Consider the following 22687-nt stretch of genomic DNA (forward strand, 5'->3'; position numbering starts at 1 on the left):
CATGCAAATCGTTTCCTGTCCCAGCTGCGGCGCGGAGGTCAAATTCCGCTCGCACGCCTCGGTCATGGCCGTCTGCGAATACTGCGGCACCAGCGTGCTCAAAGACGCCGACTCGGTCAAGGACCTGGGCAAGATGTCCTCCGTGCTGGAGGACTATTCGCCGATCCAGATCGGCGCCTCCGGCGTTCTCGGCAAGCGGCAATTCAACGTCGTCGGCCGCATCCAGCTGCGCTATTCGGCCGGCATGTGGAACGAGTGGTATCTGCTGTTCGACGACGGCGCCACCTCGTGGCTGGGCGATTCATCCGGCATGTACACCATCACCGCCGAATACAAGGGCAACGGCATCACGCCGCACGAGATCAACGTGCCGGAGTTCGAGCGCCTGCGCCCCGGCGCCAGCTACGGCATCAACGGCGCGCCGTATATCGCCGCCGAGATCCGCGTGGCCGATTGCATCGGCGGCCAGGGCGAGCTGCCGTTCAAGGTCGGCGAAGGCTATCAGAGCAAGGTCGCCGACTTCCGGCGCGGCACGGAATTCATCACCCTCGATTACTCGGATTCGCCACGCCCGGTCATCTACACCGGCATGGCCGTCACGCTCGACAGCCTGCGCATGCAGCTGTTGCGCGACGACGAGACCATCCATCGCTCCGCCGGCCGCTATCGCGGCAAGCTCGATGCGCTCGATTGCCCCTCCTGCGGCAGCGGCATCAAATACCTGCCGGGCGTGACGACGACGCTGGTCTGCCCCGCCTGCCAGACGCAAATCGACGCGGCCGGCACCGAGGCGACGGTGCTGGCGGCGGGCGAGCGCGTGACCGCCGCGCGGCCCACGCTCGACCTGGGCGCCACGGCCAACATCAACAAACAGGACTTCACCATCATCGGCATGATGCGGCGCGTAGACGACGAGGGCGCCGAGTGGACCGAGTACCTGATGTACGGCGCGCGCGCCGGCTTCTCGTGGCTGGTGGAGACCGACGAGGGCTGGTCCGGCGCGACGGTGATGTCGGAGTGGCCGGTCGTCTACGCGCCCGGGCAGCAAAGCGTGGCGGTGGAAAAAGCGCAGTACGAGCGGCTGTACGACTACGGCTCGCAGGTGACGTTCGCCGCCGGCGCCTTCAACTGGCGCGTGGCCGTTGGCGACCACACGCACGTCGAGGAATTCCAGGCCGGCCAGATCCGGCTGGCCTGCGAGACGAGCGAACAGGAAATGACGTGGTCGCGCTCCGCGCCGGTGGCGGTCGACCAGCTGAAGGCCTGGTTCGGCGCCCAATTCCACGGCAGCGCGGTACCGGTGAAGACAGCGGGCGGCAAGCTGGCGGTCAACAACCGCTACCGCAACGCCGCCAAATACATCATCGGGTTCATGCTGGTGATCAACGCGATACCGCTGCTGACGAATTTTTCAGGCACCTGGTTTTTGAACGCGATCGGCGCCCTGGCGATTTACCTGCCGGCGACATTTTTAGATAGCAACGACAAATCATGACGAAATTTTTCATTTACGCGGTCGTCGTCACCGTTCTCACTTCCTGCAACAGCTGGACACGGCTCGGCGGCGGTGGCGGCGGCGCTTCCCGTGGCAGCACCTGGAGTTCGCACACGGGCGGCGGCGGCGGCAGTTTTGGCGGCGGCTCCGGCGGCGGAGGCCACAAGTGAAACGCGAACCGCTGCCGGACGCGGTCATGGCCGCGTCCGCCGTTCACCGGCCGGCCGGCATCCATGTGCTGGCGGATCTGAACGGAATCGATGCTGAAAAATTATGCAGCTGCGAGGCGCTGGAGCAACTGCTGCGGGCGGCGGCCGAGGCGGCGCAGGCCCACGTGCTGCACAGCCATTTTCACGGATTTGGCGAAGGCCAGGGCGTGACCGGGGTGGTGTTGCTGGCCGAATCGCATATCTCGATCCACACATGGCCGGAATGCGGCTTCGCCGCCGCCGACATCTTCATGTGCGGCAGCGCGCAGCCGGAGTTAGCGCTCACCATCATCGAAAAGGCCTTGACACCTGCGTCCAGCCAGATCAACACGGTACGGCGGGCGCCGCCTGGCTTCGACTGATCAGTTCATCCTGGCCGCGCTTTGGCTGGCCGTCATCGGTTTGAGCGGAATGTCGTTGAAGATGGCGTCTTTGGACGTCACGGTCGCCGTCCGGTTACCCGCGACCGACTCCACCGTCAGCGATTGCTGCCGTTGAACTGTCGACGCGCAGCCCGCAAGCGCCACCACGGCAACTAAAAAAAATGCCTTTTTCATATGTGTCCCCGTTTTGCTGTTTTACCTACTCGCATAACTGAAGTAACAATACCTCAAAGCGCGGCGGGAACTATCGAAAAACGGTTCGAAATGAAAAATAAATTGGAAATTAGCAACGGTATTGCATTGATGCTAATTTTTAAATGGCGCGTGTTTGTCAGCCTGCTTGCGCGGCGGCCATCTCCTCATCCCGTCGCCGGACCGCGACGGCGGCCGGCCGGCCCTGCACGCGGGCGACGTAGTCGGTGATTTCCTGGCGCTTGGGCAGTAGATCGAAGGCGGTCATCCATCCCAGCGCCCCGCCCCACAGCACATCCAGCGCGGTGAACCGCTCGCCCAGCATATATGGTCCCTTGGCCAACTGGTCGACCAGGGTGGTGAAAACGTCGTCGAAATTGCCGTAGCCGGTGGTCTTTTTGTCCTCGACTTCGCGCTTCAGCCAGCGGTCGACCAGCGCCGGCTCGAAGCAGCTGCCGTAGAACGCCATCCAGCGCAGATACGGGCCGCGCTGGGCATCGCCGATCGGCGGCGCCAGCTTCGCTTCGGGGAACAGGTCGGCCAGATACGGATAGATCGCCACCTGTTCGGTAACGATGGCGTCGTCGTGACGGATGGCCGGCACCTTGCCCATCGGATTGACGGACAGATAGGCGGCCTCGCGGTTCTCGCCCTTCCTCATGTTCATCACGTGCAACTGATATGGCGCCTTGAGTTCTTCCAGCAGTGTGATGACGCTGGTGGAGCGGGAATGCGGGCAGTGATACAAGGTGATTTGCGATGCCATGGACGTCTCCTGTCGGGGTGGGGAAAATGCCACGATAGCCGCTGCTATCATGGCAGTCTTGTAAAAACGCGAACACGATATGACGAACAAGCTGATGGTCGACGACCGCTACAAAGGCGTGGTGCATCCGGCGGCGGTGGGCAAGGTCTTCCGCCTGGAGCGCTATCTGCCCGAGCCGGACCTGGCGCCGTTCATCGAATACTTTTGGCTGGTCGCCTGGCAACTGCCGCCAGGTGTGGTCCATGTGCAGCGCACCCTGCCCTCGCCGTGCATCCACGTGGTGTTTGACAGCGGCCGCAGCGGCGTGTTCGGCGTGATGACGGGCGCCTTCGAATACACGCTGCGCGACAGCGGCCGCGTGCTGGGCACACGGTTCCGGCCGGGCGCGTTTCGCGGTTTTCTCGGCCGGCCGGTGCAATCGATCACCGACCAGGAATTGCCGTTATCGTCGCTGTTCCACTGCGACGACGCCGAAGCCGAACGCCGCGTGCTCGACGCGCCCGACGACGCCGGCATGGTGGCCGCCGCCAGCGCCATCCTCCGCGGCGCCCTGCCGCCGCACGATCCGCAGGTCGAACGCATCGGCGCGATATTGCAGACGATTAAAGAGCATCCCGACATCACGCAAGTCCAACAGCTTGCCGATCAACTGGGGATCAGTGTGCGCCGGCTGCAGCTGCTGTTCAAGGAATATGTCGGTGCCAGTCCGAAGTGGGTGATCCGCCGCAACCGCCTGCTCGACGCCGCCGACCAGCTGGCCAACGGCACGGACGTCGACCTCGCCACGCTGGCGCAGGCGCTGGGCTATTACGACCAGGCCCACTTCACGACGGACTTCGAAAAACTGGTGGGCAAACCGCCGGCCGACTACCGCCGCAGCTGCAAAACGCCAACGACCTGAGACCGTTGAGTACTCTGAATCTCCGCCGACAACGCATGAGCTCGTGTAGAAATGGTGGACCTGACCCCGGAGTTATGAGAAAATCAAGTCCCATTCACCCACAGGAGAAACCCATGCGCACTTTTGATCTTGCCCTCCTGTCGGCTGCCTGATTCCCCGGAACTCCCCTGTCATTGTGCTGATCCGCGCGGCAACGCGCAGCTGACTTCCCGTATTCGTTCCTGTCGCGCTCGCGCGAAGGATTCTGCTCGCTTACCGGAAACCACACACCATGATAGAGATCGATTTCGCCTTACTGCGCCGCATCGGCCTGACGCAAACCATCGCGGCCCAACTCCACCAATATCCCGACGATGCCCGCCTGGCGCGCATCACCGAAATCCAGCGCGATTGGCTCACCGTCCATGACGGACTCGGGGAATTTCGCGCCCGCGCGCTGCCGCTGCTGCACGACGAACACCTGGCCGTCGGCGACTGGGTGCTCAGCACCACGCGCGACCATGACGAGCGCTGGCTATGCGCGCTGGTGCCGCCCACCACCCACATCGCCCGGCGCGGCAACGACGGCCGCCATCACCGCCTGGTCAGCAACGTCGACACGGCGCTGCTGGTGATGGGACTCGACCACGACTTCAACCCACGCCGCCTGGAGCGCTACCTCGCCATCGTGCAGACCGCCGGCGTGCAGCCGGTGGTGGTGCTGAGCAAGGCGGATATCGGCGACGACGTGGCGCGACGCGTGGAACAACTGCGCCAGCGCCTGCCCGCCGGCATTCCGCTGCTGGCCGTCGACGGCACCAGCGGCGATGCCGCGCGGCAGTTGGCGCCGTGGCTGGAAGCGGGACAGACGCTGGTGATGCTGGGCACGTCCGGCGCCGGCAAGTCGACCCTGACCAACACCCTCGCGCAAGCCGGCCAGCTGACGGGCGGCGTGCGCAAGGGCGACGGGCGCGGCCGCCATACAACCACCTCGCGCTCGCTGCACCAGTGCGCCGGCGGCGCCTGCATCATCGATACGCCGGGGCTGCGCAGCTGGCAGCCGGATACCGATGAGGCCGGCTTGGCGGCGGCGTTCGAGGACATCGACGCTTTGGCCGCACATTGCCAGTTCCGCGATTGCCGCCATAACGCAGAACCGGGCTGCGCCGTGCAGGGGGCGGTCGACGCCGACCGCCTGCGCAACTATCACAAGCTGCTGCGCGAGGCGCGGCGCGGCCAGCAGACGCCGCTCGACCGCATCGCCGACGTGGCCAAGTGGAAGGTCCTGCAACGCGCCGCCCAGGCGAGGTCGAAAGCACGGCGCGGTTGAGCACGCGGCGGGCGCGCCAGCCCTGCGCGCCCGCCGATACGAACAAGCCAAACGCACGGATTCGGTTACACTGAAGTTCGTCACAGCCACGCGGTCATGCCGCGTCCAAATTCCGAGGTGCCCCCCATAAAACTCGTGCCTCGCTTCACTCGGGAAAGCCACCGTGATATGAGCATCTCCACTTTTATCCGCGACAATATGACGGAAATCCTTGCCGAATGGACGACGTTCGCAGAGAAAGCCGCGCCGCCCGAAGGCGAAATGACCAAACTGGCACTGACCGACCACGCCGAGCAAATTCTGAGCGCGATCGCGCTCGACATCGAAACGCACCAGAGCCAGCAGGAGCAATTCGTTAAGTCCCAGGGCGAGGAGATCGATCTGGGTCCGGAGGAGAGCGCGGCCGCGATCCACGGACGGCTTCGGCACGCCAGCAACTTCTCGTTGCTGCAACTGAGTTCGGAATTTCGCGCGTTGAGGGCGACGGTGCTGCGCCTGTGGCTGCCGCGCGTACCGCAGCTGTCGAGCGATACGATCTATGAAATGGTCCGCTTCAACGAGTCGATCGACCAGGCGCTGGCCGAATCCATCGTTACCTATTCGGAACGGGACGACCGCACGCGGGATCTGTTCCTGGCGGTGCTGGGGCACGACTTGCGCGCGCCGCTGGCGACCATCACGCTGGTTGGCGATCTGCTGGCGCACGCGCAGACGGCGCCGGAGCAAATACCCTCGCTGGCCGAGCGCACCAAACGCAGCGCCAAACTGATGAGCTCAATGGTCACCGACCTGTTGGGATTTGCCCGCCTGCAAATGGGCGCCGGCATGCCGACCGAGCGCACGGTGCTCGAAGCGGCGGAGGTGTGCAAAACGGCGATGGCCGACGCGCAGGCCATGTATCCCAACGCCGTCATGGTATTCCACGCCGAGGGCGACCTGCGCGGCGCGTTCGATAACATCCGTTTGCAGCAGCTTGTCACCAATTTGCTGATCAACGCGGCGCAGCACAGCAACAAGGGCACGCCGGTGACGCTGGCCGCCAAGGGGGACGACGACGCCATCACGCTGACGGTCACCAATGTCGGACCGGTCATTCCGGCCGAGTCGCTGCAGACGATTTTCCAGCCGCTGGTGCAATTGGAGCCGGAGCCCGGCCAGGATGCCCGTCCCAAGACCAGCCTGGGCCTCGGCCTGTTCATCGCGCAGGAAATCACCGCCGCGCACGATGGTACGATCAGCGTGACGTCCAACGAGACCGAGGGGACGGTGTTCACCGTGCGCTTTCCCCGCGCTCGCTGATACGCGACCGGGACGCGTCTTTCCAAGGAGGAGATATGGAACAGAAAGCAATACAAAGGGACGCCGAAATTATGGGCGGCATACCAGTTTTTGTGGGCACCAGGGTGCCGCTATCTTTCATGTTTGACTATTTGCGAGCGGGAGAGTCTTTAGATACATTCATTGAGCACTTTCCTTCCGTTCCGAAGAACGTTGCGATTGCAGCTTTGAAGGCAGCTGAGCGACTGGTCACTGAAGATGCGCATTTTGCTTGACGAATCTCTGCCCAATCCCATCAGATCGATGTTGGTGGGGCATGTGGTTCGAACTGTTGTCGACGCCCGGCGGTCTGCTTCCCTCATTCCAACAACTCGTACCCAAGTTACTAGTGGCGCTCAGTCAGCTTAAGCCCCGGAATTTGATCGAACTTCAACTTTAGACCTGCCTGTCGCCACAAGGGCCTGAGCACCTCATACGTCCGGCAGGTCATCCCCGGACAATTTCGCGGCGTGATCCAGCCAGCGCGCGACGACCGCCAATTCTTCCTGGGAAAATCCGGCCGTCAACTGACCGTTCAGGCTTTGCAAGACCACGCTCGACTGCGTGCTGGCGGCTTTGCCGGCCGCTGTCAGGCGCAAGCGCGTCAACCTGCCGTCGGCCGCATCGGCGACGCGCTCGATCAAACCGGCGCCCTGCATACGCTTCGACAAATTGGTGACCGCCGCCGGCGCCACCCGCAACGCCTCGGCGATTTCGCCGACCGAGGCCTCGTCCTTCGATGTCAGGAGGAACAACAGCCCGACCTGCGCCGATGAAATGCCTTCCCATGAATCGGGACTGCCTTCGATCCACTTTTGAATCGCGCGCTGCGCCCGGTTCAGCAGGAAGACCAGGCGCGGCGGCTTCGACGGCGCGCTCATTGGGGCACCGCCGCCAGCAACCAGTGCGCCACCTTGCTCCACAGCTCTTGTTCGAACCGTTTCTTGAAGAAACCCATGTGGCCGACCGCCGGCATGCCCCCGTCCCGGGGATCGAGGTGCCAACGCTCCATTTGGGCGTTTTTCAGCGGAGATACCAACATTTGGACGGCGCGGGCATTGGCCCACGGATCGTCCTCGAAGCTGATGACCAGCAACGGGATGCGCAATTGCGCCATGCGCGCATCGGCCGCCATCGCCGGATCGTCGAAGAAGTAGCGCGGCAAGGTGGTCCACCGGCGCCACTGCGTCATCGCCGTCCCCGGCAAGTCTTCGCCGAAGCCCAGGCGCTTGTTGGGCATATAGCCTTTCAGGGCGACCAATACCGGCGCCAGCACGCGCATGATGAAACGCACGCGCTGGCGCTCGGCCCAACCCTTGATGGTGTGCGAGGCGCCGGCGTGCGAGGCCACCATCACCGCCGCGCGCAGCGCGCCGCTCGACGGCGACAGCGCGATCGCGTGGCCGCCGACGCTATGGCCGACTGCCAGCAGCGGCAACTGCGGGCACCGTGCCTGCGCCCACGCGGTGACGGCCGGAACGTCGTGGTCGATCCAGTCGGACATGCTGACATCGTATCCGCGCAGCGAGGCCGGACGCGAGCGGCCGATGCCGCGATAGTCGTAGGTGAGCACGCTCAGCCCGACGCCTGTCAGATAGCGGGCAAAACTTTCGTAGTAGCGTTGCGGCACGCCTGTGGCTGGATGCAGCAGCACCAACGCGCGTGGTTCGCGAGCCGGCCAGTGGGTTCCGGAGATGGTGCCGGCGTCTGGCACGGTGATGCTGATGGTTTCGCTGTCCACAATGCTGAGAGATAGTTAACGTGTTAACGAATATAGCATCCGCAGCTGCCCGCCGCAAGCACGGGCACCCCGCGCGCGAAAATTGGCTGATCTTTGATACTGCCCTATTCAGCTTTGCTGGGAATTACCACTAGTGAGCTGGCAGATCTGGAGCAGGCACGCAAACCACCTGACGGCGCTGTGCGCACCTTGATCGCCATTGCCCTCAGCCACCCCGAAGCGTTGGTCGCGGTCGCAAAACAAACTCACGAAACATTGACGCCATAAAAAAAGGCAGCCGAGGCTGCCTTTTTGCTGTGCTGCGTGTGCGTTGCTTAGTGCTTGGCGCGCAGTTTGGCGATCGCCGCCAACTGGCCGATCGCGGCCGCCAGTTCGGCTTGCGCTTTCGCGTAGTCGATGCCGGAGGTGTTGTTCGCCAGCGCTTCCTCGGCACGTTTCTTGGCCGCTGCCGCTTTGACTTCGTCCAGATCCTTGCCGCGAATCGCGGTGTCGGCCAGCACCGTCACGGCGCCCGGCTGCACTTCCAGCAGGCCGCCGGCGACGAAGACAAATTCTTCCTCGGCTTGACCTGGCACCTGGATGCGGACCGCGCCCGGACGGATGCGGGTGATCAACGGCGTGTGCTTGGGATAGATCCCCAGCTCGCCCTGTTCGCCCGGCAACGCGACGAATTCGGCTTCGCCGGAGTAGATCAACTCCTCGGCGGAAACCACGTCAACGTGAATAGTATTTGCCATGTGTGTCCTGTCGGGTTAGCTGCGGCCCCGCTTGGGCGGGACCGCGCTCAACGATTAGCTCAACGATTAGTTAAGTTTCTTGGCTTTTTCGATTGCTTCTTCGATCGTGCCAACCATGTAGAACGCTTGTTCCGGCAGGTGATCGAGCTCGCCCGAAGCGATCATTTTGAAGCCCTTGATCGTGTCCTTCAGCGAAACGTATTTACCAGGCGCGCCGGTGAACACTTCAGCGACGTGGAACGGCTGCGACAGGAAACGCTGCATCTTACGTGCACGTGCGACCAGCAGTTTGTCTTCCGGTGCCAGTTCGTCCATACCCAGAATCGCGATAATGTCACGCAGTTCCTTGTAGCGCTGCAGGGTGCCCTGAACAGCGCGCGCGGTATCGTAGTGCTCCTGGCCGACGACCAGCGGATCCAGCTGGCGCGAGGTCGAGTCCAGTGGATCGACCGCAGGGTAGATACCCAGCGAGGCGATGTCACGCGACAGAACGACGGTCGAATCCAGGTGACCGAAGGTGGTCGCTGGCGACGGGTCGGTCAAGTCATCCGCTGGAACGTAGACGGCCTGGATCGAGGTGATCGAGCCGGTCTTGGTCGAGGTGATGCGCTCTTGCAGACGGCCCATCTCTTCGGCCAGGGTCGGCTGGTAACCCACCGCCGAAGGCATACGGCCCAGCAGTGCGGACACTTCGGTACCGGCCAGGGTGAAGCGGTAGATGTTGTCGACGAAGAACAGAACGTCCTTGCCTTCGTCACGGAACGCTTCAGCCATGGTCAGACCTGTCAGCGCGACGCGCAGACGGTTGCCTGGTGGTTCGTTCATCTGACCATAAACCATCGCCACTTTGGAGTTCTCTGGATTTTCCAGATCGACCACTTTGGCATCGGCCATCTCGTGGTAGAAGTCGTTACCTTCGCGGGTACGCTCGCCCACGCCGGCGAACACGGACAGACCCGAGTGCGCTTTGGCGATGTTGTTGATCAGTTCCATCATGTTCACGGTCTTGCCGACGCCGGCGCCACCGAACAGACCGACCTTACCGCCTTTGGCGAACGGGCAGACCAGGTCGATAACCTTGATGCCGGTTTCCAGCAGGTCCTGCGATGGCGACAGTTCGTCGTACGCAGGCGGGGTGCGGTGGATCGAGGCGATCTGGTCGTGCGCGACCGGGCCGCATTCGTCGATCGGGTTGCCCAGCACGTCCATGATGCGACCCAGGGTCGCTTTGCCCACTGGCACCATGATCGGCTTGCCGGTGTTCTGGATCATCATGCCGCGGCGCAGGCCGTCGGACGAACCCAGAGCAATGGTGCGAACCACGCCGTCGCCCAGCTGTTGTTGTACTTCCAGGGTCAGCTCGGAGCCTTCCATTTTCAAGGCATCGAATACCTTAGGCATCGCGTTGCGGGGAAACTCAACGTCCACCACAGCGCCGATACACTGAACGATTTTGCCATCAGCCATGTTCGTTCCTTCAAATATAGTTAAATTCGTTTAAACCGCAGCCGCACCGGCGACGATTTCGGAGAGTTCTTTGGTAATCGCAGCTTGGCGGGTCTTGTTGTAGATCAGCTTCAATTCGCCGATCACACTGCCGGCGTTGTCGCTTGCCGACTTCATCGCCACCATACGCGCCGATTGCTCGGACGCCAGGTTTTCCGCCACCGACTGGTACACCAGCGCTTCGATATAGCGCTCCAGGAGTTCATCGATCACGCTAGCTGCGTCCGGCTCGTAGATGTAATCCCAGTTGTGATTACCCGCGTCGGCTTGCATCTTAGCGGCTGGCAATGGCAGCAACTGCTCCACCACCGGCTCTTGCTTCATCGTGTTGATAAACTTGGTGTAGCACAGGTAGACTGCGTCGACCTCACCGTTCTGGAATTTCTCGAGCATGACCTTGACCGGTCCGATCAGTTTTTCCAGGTGCGGCGTATCGCCGATCTGCGTTACTTGCGCAACGACAGGAACGCCTACGCGATTCAAAAACCCCAACCCTTTGTTACCGATGGCCACCGCGGCAATCTTGTTGCCGGCTGTTTCCAGCTCGCGGGTTTTCGACGTCACCATGCGCAAGATGTTGGTGTTCATACCGCCGCACAGACCTTTGTCCGTGGTGACGATGATGAAACCAACCTTCTTGGCCGTGTCCTTTTGCTCTGTTGCCAGGAACGGGTGCGTGTATTCCGGATTAGCGGTAGCCAGATTAGCGGCGATATTGCGAATCTTCTCACTGTAGGGACGGGCGGCGCGCATACGGTCCTGCGCTTTGCGCATTTTCGATGCGGCAACCATTTCCATCGCCTTGGTGATCTTCTTCGTATTCTCTACGCTCTTGATCTTGCCTCGTATCTCTTTGCCTGCTGCCATGAGTCCTTACTCCTTCTGCGCTGAGGGCGGTCTCAGCCTAAGCTGGACCGCCCGTGCCGCTTAAAATGCGCCGGATTTCTTGAAGTCGGCAACCGCGGCCGACAGCGTTGCTTCGCCGTCTTTGTCCAGTTGCTTCGACGATTCAATCTTCGACAGCAGATCAGCTTGCTTAGTCTTCAGGTAGGCGTGCAGGCCGGCTTCGAACGACAGCACCTTCTTGACCGGCACGTCGTCCAGGTAGCCCTTGTTCACTGCGAACAGCGAAGCGGCCATCAGCGAGATCGACAGTGGCGAGTACTGGGCTTGCTTCAGCAGTTCGGTGACGCGCGCGCCACGGTCCAGCTGTTTGCGGGTCGATTCGTCCAGGTCCGAGGCGAACTGCGCGAACGCGGCCAGCTCACGGTACTGCGCCAAGTCGGTACGGATACCGCCGGACAGGTTTTTGATGACCTTGGTCTGAGCGGCGCCACCGACGCGCGACACCGAGATACCGGCGTTGATCGCAGGACGGATGCCCGAGTTGAACAGCGAAGTTTCCAGGAAGATCTGACCGTCGGTGATCGAAATCACGTTGGTTGGAACGAACGCCGAAACGTCGCCGGCCTGGGTTTCGATGATCGGCAGCGCGGTCAGCGAACCGGTCTTGCCGGTGACGGCGCCGTTGGTGAAGGCGGACACGTAGTCGGCGTTCACGCGGGCCGCGCGTTCCAGCAGACGCGAGTGCAGGTAGAACACGTCGCCTGGGTACGCTTCGCGGCCTGGTGGGCGGCGCAGCAGCAGCGAGATCTGACGGTAGGCGACGGCTTGCTTGGACAAGTCATCGTAGACGATCAGCGCGTCTTCGCCGCGGTCGCGGAAGTATTCGCCCATCGTGCAGCCCGAGTAGGCCGAGATGTATTGCATCGCCGCCGATTCCGACGCGGTCGCAGCGACCACGATGGTGTACTCGAGCGCGCCGTGCGTTTCCAGCGAGCGCACGATGTTTTTGATGGTCGAGGCTTTTTGACCGATGGCGACGTAGATACACGTCACGCCCTGGCCTTTTTGGTTGATGATCGCATCAACGGCCACGGCCGATTTACCGGTTTGACGGTCGCCAATGATCAGCTCGCGCTGGCCACGGCCGATCGGTACCATCGCGTCGATCGATTTCAGACCGGTCTGCATAGGCTGCGAGACGGACTCACGGGCGATAACGCCCGGTGCGATCTTTTCGATCGGTGACGTCAGCTTGGCGTCGATGGCGCCCTTGCCGTCGATCGGCTGGCCCAGCGCGTTGACCACACGGCCGCGCAGTTCAGGACCGACCGGCACTTCCAGGATGCGGCCGGTGCACTTGACCGTGTCGCCTTCGGAGATGTGCTCGTAAGCACCCAGAATCACGGCGCCAACGGAGTCACGCTCCAGGTTCATCGCCAGACCGAAGGTGTTACCTGGGAATTCCAGCATTTCGCCCTGCATCACTTCCGACAGGCCGTGGATGCGGACGATACCGTCGGCGACGGAAATAACCGTGCCTTGGTTGCGTACTTCAGCGCCGCCATCAAGGCCTTGGATACGGCTCTTGATCAGCTCGCTGATTTCAGATGGGTTGAGTTGCATACTAACTCCTAAAAGTGTTTCTCTCAGCTTGCGCGAGGGGAAGAATCTGTTCTAAGCGGGTCCGCCGGCTTGCGCCTTAGGCGGCCAGTGCCATACGCATCTGCGACAGCTTGGCGCGGACCGAAGTGTCCAGCACTTCATCGCCGACCACCACGCGCACGCCACCGATCAACGCCGGATCCACGGTCACGACCGGGTTCAGCTTGCGGCTGAATTTCTTTTCCAGTGTCGCGATCAGTTCGGCGACTTGAGCGGCGTTCAGCTCGAAGGCGCTGGTGATCTCGGCGTCCGCGGCGCCTTCCGTGGCGTTTTTCAACGCCTGGAATTGCGCGCCGATTTCCGGCAGCAGACTGATACGGCCGTTGTCGACCAGCATCGCCAGGAAGTTGTTCGCTTCCGGGGTCAAAGGCGACTTCACCAGGGCCGTAATGGCGGCGCTCACGTCGCTTGCCGAGGTCTTCGGGTTGCGGGCGAATGCTTGCACCTCGGGGTGGGCACCGATCTGGGCCAATTCGGCCACCAGTTCGGACCACGCCGCGAGGTTGAACGATTCCTTACCTGCTTGGGCTACGCGGAACAAAGCTTCCGCGTAGGGACGGGCGACGGTTGCGTTTTCTGCCATGATTACAGCTCGACAGACAGGCGCGACAACAGATCGGCGTGGGCCGAGGCGTTGACTTCGCGCTTCAAGATTTGCTCGGCGCCCTTCACAGCCAGGTCAGCCACCTGAGCGCGCAGCGTGTCGCGCGCCTTGGCCAGTTGCTGATCGGCATCTGCCTTGGCTTGCGCAATGATGCGGTCCGCTTCGGCTTGTGCATTCGCTTTGATTTCTTCAGCCACCAGTTGCGCGCGCTTTTCGGCGTCGGCAACACGTTGCGAAGCTTCTTCGCGTGCACTGGTCAGTGCTTCGGCGGCGCGCTTTTCAGCGACGACCATCGCAGCCTGGCCTTGGTCGGCCGCGGCCAGACCGTCAGCGATACGCTTGGCACGCTCATCCAACGCTGCGTTCAGCGATGGAAATACGAACTTCATCGATACCCAGACCAGCACCGCGAAGGTGATCATCTGACCGATGAGAGACATATTGATGTCCATACCTTTGCTCCTAACTAAAAGTTTCTCCTAGGGTGGAGCGGATTACTGAGCAGCGGACAGAACGGCAGCCAGGAACGGGTTGCTGAAGGTGTACAGCAGAGCAACGCCGACGCCGATCATCGAGATCGCATCCAGCAGACCAGCGATAACGAACAGCTTGGTTTGCAGTTGTGGCATCAGTTCTGGTTGACGGGCCGACGCTTCCAGGAATTTGCCGCCCAGAATTGCGAAACCGAGTGCGGTGCCGATAGCGGCCAGACCGATGATGATTGCTGCGGCCAGAACGGTCATGCTTTGTACTTGTGCGATCAGAGCTTGCATTGAAATTTCTCCTAAGATTTTAAAAAAGACTACAGATACTAAAAAAGATAAAACGATTTGTTGTTAGTGCTTCTCAACCGCAAGGCTCAGATAGACAACCGTCAACGCCATAAACACAAACGCTTGCAGGGTCACCACCAGGATGTGGAAGATAACCCAAGGACCACCCAGCAGCCACTGCGCCCACCATGGCAGCAGAGCGATCAGAATGAACAGCAGCTCGCCGGCGTACATATTGCCGAAGAGTCGCAGCGACAGCGACAGTGGCTTGGCCAGCAACTCGATCATCTGGAAGATGAAGTTGACCGGCGCCAGCACGATGGCCATGAAGCCATGGGCGTGGAACGGGGCGGTCAGCAACTCTTTACCCCAGCCGCCGAGACCCTTGGCTTTGATCGAGAAACCAATAATGCAGAGCATGACGCCGAACGACATGCCGAAAGTGTGGTTGACGTCGGCGGTCGGCACGACGCGCAGATAGTGCACGCCGAAGTAGCCGAGCAGCTTGGGCAGCAGGTCGACCGGCAGGAAGTCCATCGCGTTCATCAGCCAGACCCAGCAGAAGATGGTGATCGCCAGCGGGGCGATGACCTTGCTCTTGGCGTGGAAGGCCGAATTGACCACTTCGTTGACCAGTTCCATCACGGCTTCGACGAAGTTTTGCAGCTTGCCCGGGACGCCGGCGGTCGCTTTACGCGACGCCATGTAAAACACGCCCAGGAAAATCAGTCCCAGAATGGCCGAAACCCAGAACGTGTCCAGGTTGATCGTGCCTTCGGCATTTTTCAGGTGAGTCAGGTGATGCTGGATATACTCAATTGAGGTCGGCGCAGCTTGATGCGCTCCTGCAGCGTTTTCTGTGGTCATAAAAGTTTAGATTTTGGTGATTAAATTGCTAGCAGTGAGAACCAGTACGCCAAGGTTGCCACCGCGAAACCCAAGATCAGCCATAACCAAGAGGCCGACTGAAACAGCGCCAGTGCCACAACAAACAGCACTACCGTGATAAATATTTTCGTTACTTCGGCCTTTACATGCGACCGGAAAACTTTTTTGGGGTCATTTGTTCCGCCCGCAACAATCATCGCGTACATCAGACTCCCGATGACTGCGATTGCTCCGCCATAGGCGGCCGACCAAGCTTTGGTTACTCCGCCCAAGTTCCAGGCGAGCAAGGCGAATCCAGTGACGATGGCCAGCTGGAGGGCGACGACTTTAAACATCGGCTTGGAATTACTCGTCGATTTACTCACTGCCGAGCTCCAAAAAAAGCCGATAAAACCCAAAGACGCGTGATTATATGTGTCTTTCATGTATCACGTCAAACATTGCTGCACCGCAGCAGAGCATTTTGTGCGCGAAAGAGACGCTTTTATAAACATTTCGGATGGCTTTGCACCACTTTGGAGCCAGTTAAACGTTTGGCATTTTGTTGATTTTGGGGCAAAAATTCCGGATGCTTGGGCGTTGTCTGAAACACGTAGGGCGGATTAGCGAAGCGTAATCGGCCATGGTAGCGCCCTCGGCGGCTCGTCGATGGCCGATTACGGCGTTCCGCCTAATCCGCCCTACGTGTTTCCGTGGCGGCTCTGGGTTAGGCGCGCAATCTTGCTAGGACGCCGTCCAGGATGTCAAGGTCGGCGAAGTCGATGATCATCTGGCCGCGCCCCTTCGTTCCCATCTTGAACACCACCGGCGTGGCCAGCTTGTCGGACAGCTCTTCTTCCAGGCGGACGATGTCGCCCGACTTTTCTTTTTGGCGCGCCTCGGTTGGCGACGCCTTTTGCTCTTCCAGGGTCTTGGCCACCAGCTTTTCGGTTTCGCGTACCGACAACCGCTTGGCGATGACCATGTTGGCAAGATTGATCTGCGTGGCGGCATCGACCGACAACAGCGCGCGCGCGTGGCCCATGTCGATGTCGCCGGCCATCAGCATGGTTTGCACCGCCGACGCCAGATTCATCAAACGCAACAGGTTCGACACCGCGCTGCGCGAGCGGCCGACGGCGCTGGCCGCCTGCTCGTGCGTGAAACTGAAATCGGTGATCAGGCGGTGGATGCCCTGCGCCTCTTCCAGCGGATTCAAATCCTCGCGCTGCATGTTCTCGATCAGCGCCATCGCGGCGGCGGCCTGATCGTCCACATCGCGCACCAAAACGGGGAGCACTTCCAGACCGGCGATTTGCGCGGCGCGGAAACGGCGTTCGCCGGCGATGATCTCGTACTTGATCTCGCCGGTCAGTTTGTTGGTGCCGACCGGACGCACCAGGATCGGCTGCATGATGCCCTGGCTCTTGATCGACGCGGCCAGCTCCTGCAAACCGCCCTCGTCCATGCGGGTGCGCGGCTGGTACTTACCGGCCTGCATTTGCGTGACGTTCAGTTCGGACGGGGTGTTGGCGTCCGCCGTGGTCAGATCGCCGTCGCCGCCGAGCAGCGCTTCGAGGCCGCGACCGAGGCCCTTGAGTTTTTTGGTTGCCATGATGTGGGAATCTCTACGTTACATTTTTTTAATGCGCGCGACCATCTCGGCGCCGAAGGCGATATACGCCTGCGCACCCTTGGAGGATGGATCGAACGTGACGCCAGGCAAACCATACGACGGCGCTTCGGCCAGACGCACGTTGCGCGGGATAATGGTTTTAAAGACCTTGTCGCCGAAGTGCTGCTCAAGCTGCGCCGACACCTGCTGCGACAGCGTCATGCGCGGATCGAACATCACGCGCAGCAGGCCGATGATCTTCAGATCGGGATTGAGGTTGGCATGCACCTTCTTGATGGTGTTGACCAGGTCGGACAAGCCTTCGAGCGCGTAGTACTCGCACTGCATCGGGATGATGACGCCGTGCGCGGCACACAGGCCGTTCAGGGTCAGCATCGACAACGCCGGCGGGCAGTCGATCAGGATGAAGTCGTACTCCTTGTCGACGGCGGCCAGCGCGTCCTTCAGGCGGCGCTCGCGGTTGTCCAGCGAGACCATCTCCACCTCCGCGCCGGCCAGCTCGCGGTTGGACGGCAGCACGTCGAACTTGCCCGGCTCCGAACGCTGGCGCGCGGTCGCCACGTCCGATTCGCCCAGCATCACCTCATAGGTCGACGCGGGCAGGCCCGCCTTGTTGATGCCCGCGCCCATCGTCGCGTTGCCTTGCGGGTCCAGGTCCACCAGCAGCACGCGCTGGTTCAGCTTTGCCAATCCGGCGGCCAGGTTGACGGTGGTTGTTGTTTTGCCAACTCCACCTTTTTGATTCGCTACGCAGAAAATTTTTGCCATGTAGTTCTTATCGATCTCTTTTTAGTTTCGGACGCCGCGGTCTCGTTTTTAAAAAATTATTTATACTATTAAAACGGTATAAACGATTTATACTGTTTATACGGTATAAACGATTTATACGATATAAATGATTTATACAATTTCTGCCTCTATGAACACCAGATGGCGTTCCGCCTCCAGCCCCGGCACCGTCAAAGGCTCCAATTTGCGCACTTTCCATGGCTCTGGAAGCCGCTCTCTTTCCTCCTCTGGAGCCGTCCCTTTCAGGGCTATGAACCGCCCGCCCTCTTGCAGCAAGTGGCCCGACCAGTTGACGAAGTCCGACAGGTCCGCGAAGGCGCGCGAGGTGATGACATCGAACTTCGTCTTCACTTCCAGCTGCTCCACGCGCTTGGTGTACACCGTCACGTTGGACAGGCCCAGCTCCGCCTTCACCTGGTTCAGGAACGCGGTCTTCTTGTGCACCGTATCGATCATCGACACCTTCATGTCCGGGCGGCTGATCGCCAGCACCATGCCGGGCAAACCACCACCCGCGCCCACATCCAGCACGTTTTTCGCGCCAGCGAAAGCCGGCACGGCAGCCAGCGAATCGAGCAAATGCAGGGTCACCATCTGCATCGGATCGCGTACCGACGTCAGGTTGTAGACCGAATTCCACTTGTTCAGCAGCGCCAGATAGTCCAGCAGCTTCTCCACTTGATCGTCGCCGAGGTCCAGCTTCAGATCTTTGATGCCTTGTTTTAAAACATCCGCGACAACTACACGGTCAAACACCTTCATTGAACTGCCTCGTCTTTCTGCGCGTTTTTGTCATTCAGGTAGCCGCCGAAACCGGCCTTTTTCAGGTGCACCAGCAGCAGCGAAATCGCCGCCGGCGTCACACCGGAGATGCGCGACGCCTGGCCCAGGGTCTCCGGACGCTGCGCATGCAGCTTCTGGCGCACTTCCACCGACAGCGCGGTGATGTCCAGATAGCTGAAACCTTCCGGCAATTTCAGGTTTTCGTAGTGCTCGTGGCGCTCGACTTCCTTGGTTTGGCGGTCGATGTAGCCCGAATATTTGAGCTGGATTTCCACCTGCTCGCGCACCGCGTCGTCGCTCACGCCGGGACCGGCGAGCTCGCGGCCATCGATGCCGGACAGGCTCATCAGCTTCTCGTACTCGACGCCTGGACGGCGCAGCAGGTCCGCCAGCGAGTATTCGCGTTCGATCGCCTGGCCGATGACGCGCTCGGATTCTGCCGCCTCCAGGATGCGTGGATTCACCCACGTGGAACGCAGGCGCTCCAGTTCCAGCGCCACGGCTTCGCGTTTTTTCTCGAACGCTTCCCACTGTGCGTCGCCGACGCAGCCGAGTTTGCGGCCGATTTCGGTCAGGCGCATGTCGGCGTTATCCTCGCGCAGGCTGAGGCGATACTCGGCGCGGCTGGTGAACATGCGGTACGGTTCCAGCACGCCCTGCGTGACCAGATCGTCGACCAGCACCCCCAGATAAGCCTCAGAACGGGCCGGCGTCCAGGCTTCCTTGCCCTGGGTTTGCAGCGCCGCGTTGAGGCCTGCGAGCATGCCTTGCGCCGCAGCTTCCTCGTAACCGGTGGTGCCGTTGATCTGGCCGGCGAAGTACAGGCCGCTGACAGCCTTGGTTTCCAGCGACGCCTTGAGGCCGCGCGGGTCGAAATAATCGTACTCGATGGCGTAGCCGGGACGCAGGATGTGGGCGTTTTCCATGCCCTTCATCGACCGCACCAGCTCGATCTGGACGTCGAAAGGCAGGCTGGTGGAGATGCCGTTTGGATAGAATTCGTTGGTCGTCAAGCCTTCCGGTTCCAGGAAAATCTGATGCGATTCCTTGGCCGAGAAGCGGTGGATCTTGTCCTCGATCGACGGGCAATAGCGCGGGCCGACGCCTTCGATGACGCCGGTGTACATCGGGCTGCGGTCCAAACCGGCACGGATGATGTCGTGGGTTTTGGCGTTGGTGTGCGTGACCCAGCACGGCATTTGCGCCGGGTGCATGGCGGCGTTGCCCATCACCGAGAACACCGGCACCGGATCGAGGTCGCCCGGCTGCTCGGTCATCAGCGAGAAGTCGATGCTGCGGCCGTCGATGCGAGGCGGCGTGCCGGTCTTTAAACGGCCCTGTGGCAGCTTCAGTTCCTTCAGGCGGGCGGACAGCGAGATCGCCGGCGGATCGCCTGCACGGCCCGCTGAGTAGTTCTGCAAGCCCACATGGATCTTCCCGTCGAGGAAGGTACCGGCGGTCAGCACGACGGCGGGCGCCAGGAACTTCAGGCCGATCTGGGTGACGGCGCCGACCACGCGATCGCCCTCCACCATCAGATCGTCGACAGCCTGCTGGAACAGCCACAGGTTGGGCTGGTTTTCCAGGCGCGAGCGGATGGCGGCCTTGTACAAAATACGGTCGGCCTGCGCGCGCGTGGCGCGTACCGCCGGGCCTTTGGACGAGTTCAGGATACGGAACTGGATGCCCGATTCGTCGGTGGCGATCGCCATGGCGCCGCCCATGGCATCGACTTCCTTGACCAGATGGCCTTTGCCGATACCGCCGATGGAAGGGTTGCACGACATCTGGCCCAGGGTCTCTATGTTGTGCGTCAAGAGCAAAGTCTTCTGCCCCATGCGAGCGGAAGCGAGGGCCGCCTCGGTACCGGCGTGACCACCGCCGACGACGATGACGTCGAAATTAGTTGGAAATAACATGATGGAATTGGGTAAAAGCGAAGGGATCAAGCACCGATTATAAAGTCTTTTGAGAGCTGCGACTTTTTTAGGCAAAATATTTTCGTCTTGTTTGCATCATTGTTCCACGTGAAACAATGAAAAAAAGGATGCTTGTCATCAAACAAGCATCCCTTTTCAAGAGGTCTCACTGTTCCACGTGAAACAATCTACCAGCGTATCCAGGCGTCGTAGCCGGTCTTTACGATCAATATCGACACCACCACCAGGAACAGTTTGCGGACAAACCCGCTGCCGTGCTTCATTGCCAGCCGGGTCCCGATGATGGAACCGGCTATCTGGCACACGGCCATCATCGCGCCCAGTTGCCAGATCAGGTGGCCGCTGTAGCCGAACCAGACCAGCGCCGACAGGTTGCAGGCAACGTTGACAATCTTGGCTACGGCCGATGCGCCGAGGAAGTCGAAGCCGAAGATCCGCACGAACAGGAACACCAGGAAGCTACCGGTGCCGGGACCGAAGAAGCCGTCGTAGAAGCCAATGCCGGAGCCGATCAGCAGCGCCAGCGTCTGCTCCTTGCGGCCGGTGTGCAGCGGCGCGTGCACGCTGCCGAAGTCCTTCCTGGCGAAGGTGTAGATGGCTACGGCAAGCAGCACGACGGGGAGCACCGTGCGGAAGAAATCAGGCGAAACCTTGGTGACGGTGTAGGCGCCAAAGAAGGAGAAGATCAGCGCGGCGAAAGCCGCCGGTGCGGCGACGGTCCAGGCGATGGCGACGCGGCGCGCGTAGCTCACCGCCGCGACGCTGGTGCCGGCGATGCTGGCCAGCTTGTTGGTGCCGATGATCGTGGCCGGCGCCATGTTGGGAAATATCGAAAACATCGCGGGCAGTTGTATCAGTCCTCCGCCGCCGACCACCGCATCCACCAAGCCGGCACTGAACGCCGCCACACCCAACACCGCATACTCAACCATGACCTGTCTATCCCAACGCGCAAAAGCCACATTGTACGGAAGAAATTAGCAGGGCACCCGACGTCCCCCTCCCGCGATCATGTAAGCTTCCACGTGAAATCCACCACCTCACGGACCACAGCCATGAACGATTTCCCCGCATTCACTTTCAGCACCGTCGCCCACATCGTCTCCGAACTGGGGGCCGCCGCCAAACTCGGCGAGCACATCGCCCAACGCTTCCCTGCCGTCAAACGCGCCCTGCTCGTCACCGATCCAGGCTTCCTCAAAACGGGACTGGTCGATGCCCCTGTCGCCAGCCTGCGGGCGGCCGGCATCGATGTCGGCATCTACTCCAACGTCGTCGCCGATCCACCGGAGCAGATCGTCCTGGAAGCCGTCGCCGCCGCACGCCAACATGGCACCGACATCGTCATCGGCTTGGGCGGCGGCAGCTCGATGGACGTCGCCAAATTGATCGCCGTGCTGGCCGGCGGCGAGCAGGAAATCGGCGCCATCTACGGCATCGGCAACGTCAAGGGGAACCGGCTGCCGCTGGTGCAAATCCCCACCACCGCCGGCACCGGTTCGGAGGTCACCAACATCGCCATCGTCACGACCGGCGCCACCACCAAGATGGGCGTGGTCGCGCCCCAGCTGTACGCCGACATGGCCTTGCTGGACGCCGAGCTCACCCTGGGACTGCCACCACTGGTCACGGCCGCCACCGGCATCGACGCCATGGTCCACGCGATCGAGGCTTACACCAGCCGCCACAAAAAGAACCCGCTGTCCGATATCCTCGCGCGCAAGGCGCTCGGCCTGCTGTCGGCCAGCCTGATCCCCGCCTGCGAGAACGGACGCAACCTGACCGCGCGGCAGGCCATGCTGCTGGGTGCGATGCTGGCCGGGCAGGCGTTCTCCAATGCTCCGGTGGCGGCGGTGCACGCCCTCGCCTATCCGATCGGCGGCACGTTCCACGTGCCACATGGCTTGTCGAACTCTCTGGTGCTGCCGCACGTGCTGCGCTTCAACCTGCCGGCGGCGGCTGGCCTGTATGCGGAGTTGGCGGAAATCGTCGTGCCGGAAGCAAGCGGCAGCGTGGAGGCGCGCGCGGAAGCCTTGGTTGTTGCGATGCAACAAATAGCGACCCTGACCGGGATAGAGCGGACCTTGCAGCAGGTCGGCATAAAAGAAACGGATCTGGATCAACTGGCGGACGATGCCATGCTCCAGACCCGTCTGTTGGGGAACAACCCCCGCACCGTCACGCGCGACGATGCCAGGGCGATTTACGCGGCGGCGCTGTAAACGCCGGCG

At 61.3% G+C, this 22687-nt stretch carries 26 protein-coding genes; 8 read left to right on the forward strand and 18 right to left on the reverse strand.

Annotated features, from left to right (window positions below; genetic code table 11):
• Position 1 precedes the first annotated feature (1 nt).
• Genes MRBLMU1_RS14700 through speD form a run of 3 tightly spaced genes read left to right on the forward strand, consistent with a single transcriptional unit; the run spans position 2 to position 2066 of the window.
• A complete protein-coding gene (locus MRBLMU1_RS14700) occupies positions 2-1495 on the forward strand; it encodes a DUF4178 domain-containing protein (RefSeq protein ID WP_363502569.1) in 1494 nt (497 codons plus the stop codon).
• Entirely contained in the window at positions 1492-1665 is a 174-nt protein-coding gene (locus tag MRBLMU1_RS14705) for a hypothetical protein (RefSeq protein ID WP_363502571.1), read from the forward strand. Before MRBLMU1_RS14700 ends, MRBLMU1_RS14705 begins: the two co-directional genes overlap by 4 nt.
• 26 nt (positions 1666-1691) lie before the next feature.
• Positions 1692-2066, forward strand: coding sequence for an adenosylmethionine decarboxylase (speD, locus tag MRBLMU1_RS14710; RefSeq protein ID WP_414646084.1), 375 nt, complete (start codon positions 1692-1694; stop codon positions 2064-2066).
• On the opposite strand, the gene MRBLMU1_RS14715 is transcribed toward speD, so the two are convergent.
• Together MRBLMU1_RS14715 and MRBLMU1_RS14720 are read right to left on the reverse strand one after the other, a co-directional pair.
• Complete coding sequence (locus MRBLMU1_RS14715; protein WP_363502575.1) at positions 2067-2261, reverse strand: hypothetical protein; 195 nt, start codon at positions 2259-2261, stop codon at positions 2067-2069.
• A gap of 157 nt (positions 2262-2418) precedes the next feature.
• Entirely contained in the window at positions 2419-3045 is a 627-nt protein-coding gene (locus MRBLMU1_RS14720) for a glutathione S-transferase family protein (protein ID WP_363502577.1), read from the reverse strand.
• 79 nt (positions 3046-3124) lie between these two features.
• Between MRBLMU1_RS14720 and MRBLMU1_RS14725 the strand changes: the two genes are divergently transcribed.
• The 4 genes from MRBLMU1_RS14725 (at position 3125) to MRBLMU1_RS14740 (ending at position 6808) form a co-directional block, all read left to right on the forward strand.
• Positions 3125-3946: a DUF6597 domain-containing transcriptional factor gene (locus MRBLMU1_RS14725; RefSeq protein ID WP_363502579.1), complete on the forward strand. Its 822-nt coding sequence runs from the start codon at positions 3125-3127 to the stop codon at positions 3944-3946.
• 271 nt (positions 3947-4217) lie between these two features.
• Positions 4218-5255, forward strand: a complete 1038-nt coding sequence (rsgA, locus tag MRBLMU1_RS14730) for a ribosome small subunit-dependent GTPase A (protein ID WP_363502581.1) — start codon at positions 4218-4220, stop codon at positions 5253-5255.
• Between the two features lie 168 nt (positions 5256-5423).
• Positions 5424-6554, forward strand: coding sequence for a sensor histidine kinase (locus tag MRBLMU1_RS14735; protein ID WP_363502583.1), 1131 nt, complete (start codon positions 5424-5426; stop codon positions 6552-6554).
• Between the two features lie 35 nt (positions 6555-6589).
• Positions 6590-6808: a DUF433 domain-containing protein gene (locus MRBLMU1_RS14740; RefSeq protein ID WP_363502585.1), complete on the forward strand. Its 219-nt coding sequence runs from the start codon at positions 6590-6592 to the stop codon at positions 6806-6808.
• A 195-nt stretch (positions 6809-7003) separates the two neighbouring features.
• Here MRBLMU1_RS14740 and MRBLMU1_RS14745 read toward each other — a convergent pair whose 3' ends face one another.
• From MRBLMU1_RS14745 to MRBLMU1_RS14820, 16 genes are all read right to left on the reverse strand, one after another.
• Positions 7004-7453: a MarR family winged helix-turn-helix transcriptional regulator gene (locus tag MRBLMU1_RS14745; protein WP_363502587.1), complete on the reverse strand. Its 450-nt coding sequence runs from the start codon at positions 7451-7453 to the stop codon at positions 7004-7006.
• Positions 7450-8313 (reverse strand): alpha/beta fold hydrolase, encoded by an 864-nt coding sequence (locus tag MRBLMU1_RS14750; RefSeq protein ID WP_363502589.1) that lies wholly within the window; start codon positions 8311-8313, stop codon positions 7450-7452. Before MRBLMU1_RS14750 ends, MRBLMU1_RS14745 begins: the two co-directional genes overlap by 4 nt.
• A 314-nt stretch (positions 8314-8627) precedes the next feature.
• The gene (locus MRBLMU1_RS14755) at positions 8628-9050 is read right to left on the reverse strand and encodes a F0F1 ATP synthase subunit epsilon (protein WP_315221295.1); all 423 of its coding nucleotides are present in this window, start codon (positions 9048-9050) and stop codon (positions 8628-8630) included.
• Positions 9051-9116: 66 nt separating this feature from the next.
• On the reverse strand, positions 9117-10517 hold the full coding sequence (gene atpD, locus MRBLMU1_RS14760; protein ID WP_090324137.1) for a F0F1 ATP synthase subunit beta: 1401 nt from the start codon (positions 10515-10517) through the stop codon (positions 9117-9119).
• A gap of 30 nt (positions 10518-10547) precedes the next feature.
• Positions 10548-11423: a F0F1 ATP synthase subunit gamma gene (gene atpG, locus MRBLMU1_RS14765; RefSeq protein WP_090324140.1), complete on the reverse strand. Its 876-nt coding sequence runs from the start codon at positions 11421-11423 to the stop codon at positions 10548-10550.
• A 60-nt stretch (positions 11424-11483) separates the two neighbouring features.
• Positions 11484-13025 carry a F0F1 ATP synthase subunit alpha gene (atpA, locus tag MRBLMU1_RS14770; protein WP_090324142.1) on the reverse strand — a complete coding sequence of 514 codons (1542 nt, stop codon included), beginning with the start codon at positions 13023-13025 and terminating at the stop codon, positions 11484-11486.
• Positions 13026-13101: 76 nt separating this feature from the next.
• A complete protein-coding gene (locus MRBLMU1_RS14775; protein WP_363502592.1) occupies positions 13102-13647 on the reverse strand; it encodes a F0F1 ATP synthase subunit delta in 546 nt (181 codons plus the stop codon).
• A gap of 2 nt (positions 13648-13649) precedes the next feature.
• Positions 13650-14120 (reverse strand): F0F1 ATP synthase subunit B, encoded by a 471-nt coding sequence (locus tag MRBLMU1_RS14780; protein WP_090324147.1) that lies wholly within the window; start codon positions 14118-14120, stop codon positions 13650-13652.
• A gap of 42 nt (positions 14121-14162) precedes the next feature.
• Positions 14163-14429 carry a F0F1 ATP synthase subunit C gene (gene atpE, locus MRBLMU1_RS14785; RefSeq protein WP_371857200.1) on the reverse strand — a complete coding sequence of 89 codons (267 nt, stop codon included), beginning with the start codon at positions 14427-14429 and terminating at the stop codon, positions 14163-14165.
• A gap of 75 nt (positions 14430-14504) precedes the next feature.
• The gene (gene atpB, locus MRBLMU1_RS14790; protein ID WP_363502595.1) at positions 14505-15308 is read right to left on the reverse strand and encodes a F0F1 ATP synthase subunit A; all 804 of its coding nucleotides are present in this window, start codon (positions 15306-15308) and stop codon (positions 14505-14507) included.
• A 20-nt stretch (positions 15309-15328) separates the two neighbouring features.
• The gene (locus tag MRBLMU1_RS14795) at positions 15329-15754 is read right to left on the reverse strand and encodes an ATP synthase subunit I (RefSeq protein WP_363502597.1); all 426 of its coding nucleotides are present in this window, start codon (positions 15752-15754) and stop codon (positions 15329-15331) included.
• A 281-nt stretch (positions 15755-16035) separates the two neighbouring features.
• Positions 16036-16923: a ParB/RepB/Spo0J family partition protein gene (locus MRBLMU1_RS14800; RefSeq protein ID WP_363502599.1), complete on the reverse strand. Its 888-nt coding sequence runs from the start codon at positions 16921-16923 to the stop codon at positions 16036-16038.
• Positions 16924-16941: 18 nt separating this feature from the next.
• Positions 16942-17712 carry a ParA family protein gene (locus MRBLMU1_RS14805; protein ID WP_090324157.1) on the reverse strand — a complete coding sequence of 257 codons (771 nt, stop codon included), beginning with the start codon at positions 17710-17712 and terminating at the stop codon, positions 16942-16944.
• Between the two features lie 132 nt (positions 17713-17844).
• On the reverse strand, positions 17845-18495 hold the full coding sequence (gene rsmG, locus MRBLMU1_RS14810) for a 16S rRNA (guanine(527)-N(7))-methyltransferase RsmG (RefSeq protein ID WP_363502601.1): 651 nt from the start codon (positions 18493-18495) through the stop codon (positions 17845-17847).
• Entirely contained in the window at positions 18492-20435 is a 1944-nt protein-coding gene (gene mnmG / locus MRBLMU1_RS14815) for a tRNA uridine-5-carboxymethylaminomethyl(34) synthesis enzyme MnmG (protein ID WP_363502603.1), read from the reverse strand. The genes rsmG and mnmG overlap by 4 nt, the downstream gene beginning before the upstream one ends.
• Before the next feature lie 188 nt (positions 20436-20623).
• A complete protein-coding gene (locus MRBLMU1_RS14820; RefSeq protein ID WP_363502605.1) occupies positions 20624-21388 on the reverse strand; it encodes a sulfite exporter TauE/SafE family protein in 765 nt (254 codons plus the stop codon).
• A gap of 123 nt (positions 21389-21511) precedes the next feature.
• Between MRBLMU1_RS14820 and MRBLMU1_RS14825 the strand changes: the two genes are divergently transcribed.
• Positions 21512-22678 carry an iron-containing alcohol dehydrogenase gene (locus MRBLMU1_RS14825; RefSeq protein ID WP_363502607.1) on the forward strand — a complete coding sequence of 389 codons (1167 nt, stop codon included), beginning with the start codon at positions 21512-21514 and terminating at the stop codon, positions 22676-22678.
• The last annotated feature ends 9 nt before the right edge of the window (positions 22679-22687 follow it).

The organism is Burkholderia sp. LMU1-1-1.1 (assembly GCF_040675865.1).
In the GTDB taxonomy this organism is placed as follows: domain Bacteria; phylum Pseudomonadota; class Gammaproteobacteria; order Burkholderiales; family Burkholderiaceae_D; genus Rugamonas.

Coding starts and splice junctions, on each gene's coding strand:
- MRBLMU1_RS14705 (WP_363502571.1), top strand. CDS start 1,492: ATGACGAAATTTTTCATTTACGCGGTCGTCGTCACCGTTCTCACTTCC.
- MRBLMU1_RS14740 (WP_363502585.1), top strand. CDS start 6,590: ATGGAACAGAAAGCAATACAAAGGGACGCCGAAATTATGGGCGGCATA.
- MRBLMU1_RS14825 (WP_363502607.1), top strand. CDS start 21,512: ATGAACGATTTCCCCGCATTCACTTTCAGCACCGTCGCCCACATCGTC.
- atpB (WP_363502595.1), bottom strand. CDS start 15,308: ATGACCACAGAAAACGCTGCAGGAGCGCATCAAGCTGCGCCGACCTCA.
- rsmG (WP_363502601.1), bottom strand. CDS start 18,495: ATGAAGGTGTTTGACCGTGTAGTTGTCGCGGATGTTTTAAAACAAGGC.
- MRBLMU1_RS14795 (WP_363502597.1), bottom strand. CDS start 15,754: ATGAAAGACACATATAATCACGCGTCTTTGGGTTTTATCGGCTTTTTT.
- MRBLMU1_RS14805 (WP_090324157.1), bottom strand. CDS start 17,712: ATGGCAAAAATTTTCTGCGTAGCGAATCAAAAAGGTGGAGTTGGCAAA.
- rsgA (WP_363502581.1), top strand. CDS start 4,218: ATGATAGAGATCGATTTCGCCTTACTGCGCCGCATCGGCCTGACGCAA.
- MRBLMU1_RS14725 (WP_363502579.1), top strand. CDS start 3,125: ATGACGAACAAGCTGATGGTCGACGACCGCTACAAAGGCGTGGTGCAT.
- MRBLMU1_RS14720 (WP_363502577.1), bottom strand. CDS start 3,045: ATGGCATCGCAAATCACCTTGTATCACTGCCCGCATTCCCGCTCCACC.
- atpD (WP_090324137.1), bottom strand. CDS start 10,517: ATGGCTGATGGCAAAATCGTTCAGTGTATCGGCGCTGTGGTGGACGTT.
- MRBLMU1_RS14755 (WP_315221295.1), bottom strand. CDS start 9,050: ATGGCAAATACTATTCACGTTGACGTGGTTTCCGCCGAGGAGTTGATC.
- MRBLMU1_RS14735 (WP_363502583.1), top strand. CDS start 5,424: ATGAGCATCTCCACTTTTATCCGCGACAATATGACGGAAATCCTTGCC.
- MRBLMU1_RS14775 (WP_363502592.1), bottom strand. CDS start 13,647: ATGGCAGAAAACGCAACCGTCGCCCGTCCCTACGCGGAAGCTTTGTTC.
- atpA (WP_090324142.1), bottom strand. CDS start 13,025: ATGCAACTCAACCCATCTGAAATCAGCGAGCTGATCAAGAGCCGTATC.
- MRBLMU1_RS14715 (WP_363502575.1), bottom strand. CDS start 2,261: ATGAAAAAGGCATTTTTTTTAGTTGCCGTGGTGGCGCTTGCGGGCTGC.
- mnmG (WP_363502603.1), bottom strand. CDS start 20,435: ATGTTATTTCCAACTAATTTCGACGTCATCGTCGTCGGCGGTGGTCAC.
- MRBLMU1_RS14800 (WP_363502599.1), bottom strand. CDS start 16,923: ATGGCAACCAAAAAACTCAAGGGCCTCGGTCGCGGCCTCGAAGCGCTG.
- MRBLMU1_RS14780 (WP_090324147.1), bottom strand. CDS start 14,120: ATGGACATCAATATGTCTCTCATCGGTCAGATGATCACCTTCGCGGTG.
- atpG (WP_090324140.1), bottom strand. CDS start 11,423: ATGGCAGCAGGCAAAGAGATACGAGGCAAGATCAAGAGCGTAGAGAAT.
- speD (WP_414646084.1), top strand. CDS start 1,692: ATGGCCGCGTCCGCCGTTCACCGGCCGGCCGGCATCCATGTGCTGGCG.
- MRBLMU1_RS14820 (WP_363502605.1), bottom strand. CDS start 21,388: ATGGTTGAGTATGCGGTGTTGGGTGTGGCGGCGTTCAGTGCCGGCTTG.
- MRBLMU1_RS14745 (WP_363502587.1), bottom strand. CDS start 7,453: ATGAGCGCGCCGTCGAAGCCGCCGCGCCTGGTCTTCCTGCTGAACCGG.
- MRBLMU1_RS14700 (WP_363502569.1), top strand. CDS start 2: ATGCAAATCGTTTCCTGTCCCAGCTGCGGCGCGGAGGTCAAATTCCGC.